At 59.4% G+C, this 1654-nt stretch carries 2 protein-coding genes; one reads left to right on the top strand and one right to left on the bottom strand.

The genetic code is table 11. The annotated features are described in order from the left end of the window. A partial coding sequence (locus tag FYJ24_RS12365) for a transposase (protein WP_154546728.1) occupies positions 1–327 on the top strand: 327 nt, incomplete at its 5' end. 158 nt (positions 328–485) lie between these two features. Here FYJ24_RS12365 and FYJ24_RS12360 read toward each other — a convergent pair. After that, on the bottom strand, positions 486–1484 hold the full coding sequence (locus tag FYJ24_RS12360; RefSeq protein ID WP_154546727.1) for an IS5 family transposase: 999 nt from the start codon (positions 1482–1484) through the stop codon (positions 486–488). Between the last annotated feature and the right edge of the window lie 170 nt (positions 1485–1654).

Below are 1654 nucleotides of genomic sequence, written 5' to 3'. Positions count from 1 at the left end.
GTTTTTGTTGATACTGGCTATGCAGGACGCTGTGCACAGACGATCAACCAACAGCACGGCATCACGGTGGAGGTCGTACGCCATCCTTCCAATGCTAACGTGGGCCGGTGGTGTACACCGGATCAGGGAGACCTCTTCACACGGCAGCCGAATGCCAAGGGTTTCACTGTCCTTCCGAAACGGTGGGTCGTCGAGCGCACCCATGCCTGGATCGAAAAGGCACGTCGGCTGGTGATGCACCATGACCGACGTGTCGAGGTCTCCGAAGCCTGGGTATGGCTGGCGGCTGGCCGCCAATTGCTCAACCGATTAACTCACACGGCCTGAGACTTTTGTAAACACCCTCTAAGGAACCGCTGATCAATTCGTCTCTGAGCGGCTAAAGCACTCAGGGCGGCATATTCACCGCGTCAACGGTCACTTTCTGGCCACGGAAGGTGGCCTTTTTACCCTGGCAGCCGGGTTATCCAGCTGCCAGGCCAGATTCAAGACACACTGGCCCCGTCAGCATGCCCCTGGCATCGTCCAGCCAGCACTAAATTGCCGAGGGCGAACAGGGTGAACAGCTGCGCCTGGTTCCTGGCCAGTCCCTTGTAGCGAACCTTCCGGTAGCCGAAGAGGTTCTTGATGACATGAAACGGGTGCTCGACCTTGGCGCGGATGCTGGCCTTGGCCTTCTCGATCGCCAGCAGCAGCGCTTTCATGGGACTGTCTTCCATCTTCTTGATGGGGCCGCGCTTGGCGGCAACACAGCAGCGGGAGTCCGGGGCATCCTTCTCTTCGTCCAGGTACTTCCACATGCCGGTGTAGCCCGCGTCGCCGTATACCCGCTTGTCATCCTCCCGGACCAGAGCGCCGGCCATGGTGACATCGGCGACGTTGGCCGACGTGGCGGCGACACTGTGGGTCAGTCCGGTGACCGCATCGACACCGATATGGGCCTTCATGCCGAAGTAATACTGCTTGCCCTTCCGGGTCTGCTTCATCTCCGGATCGCGCTGCCTGGCCTTGTTCCTGGTGGAGGGGGCCGCCGCCACAATGGTGGCGTCGACGATGGTGCCCTCGCGCATGAACAGGCCCTGCTCGGCCAGACGGGCGTTGATCTCTTCGAAAACCCGCTGGGTCAGGGCATGCTGCTCCAGCAGGTGACGGAAGCGCAGCAGCGTGGTCGCATCCGGCACACTCTCGATGGCCAGATCGATACCGATGAAGTCACGCATGGCCTGGCTGTCGTAGATGGCATCCTCCAGCGCTTCATCGGCCAGGGCATACCACTGCTGCAGGAAGTAAATGCGCAGCATGCGCTCCAGGCCAATGGGTGGTCGGCCTCGCTTGCCCGCTGAATTCGGGAAGTAGGACGGCGACAGTGCTGCGATCAGCCGTTGCCACGGCACCAGCTTCTCCATCCTGGCAAGAAACCGCTCGCGGCGGGTGACCTTCTTCTTGTTCTGGTGCTCAGCCTGGGCGAATGAGATCTGTTTCATCGGAGTGGCTCTGTCAGCGGGTGTTGGACGACAGGTCAGATTTTACCTCGTCGGTGGCTATGAGGCAGCTCCGACGGGATTTATGCAGCGTTTCCTTAAGAGCTAAACACAGCAATCGAACCAAGCATTATTAATGAGGACATTCGATGTATATTGCCTGAATCCGTGAA

This window comes from Scrofimicrobium canadense (assembly GCF_009696615.1).
Lineage (GTDB): Bacteria > Actinomycetota > Actinomycetes > Actinomycetales > Actinomycetaceae > Scrofimicrobium > Scrofimicrobium canadense.
This window is presented reverse-complemented; position numbering and strand designations above follow the sequence as displayed.

Coding starts and splice junctions, on each gene's coding strand:
- FYJ24_RS12360 (WP_154546727.1), bottom strand. CDS start 1,484: ATGAAACAGATCTCATTCGCCCAGGCTGAGCACCAGAACAAGAAGAAG.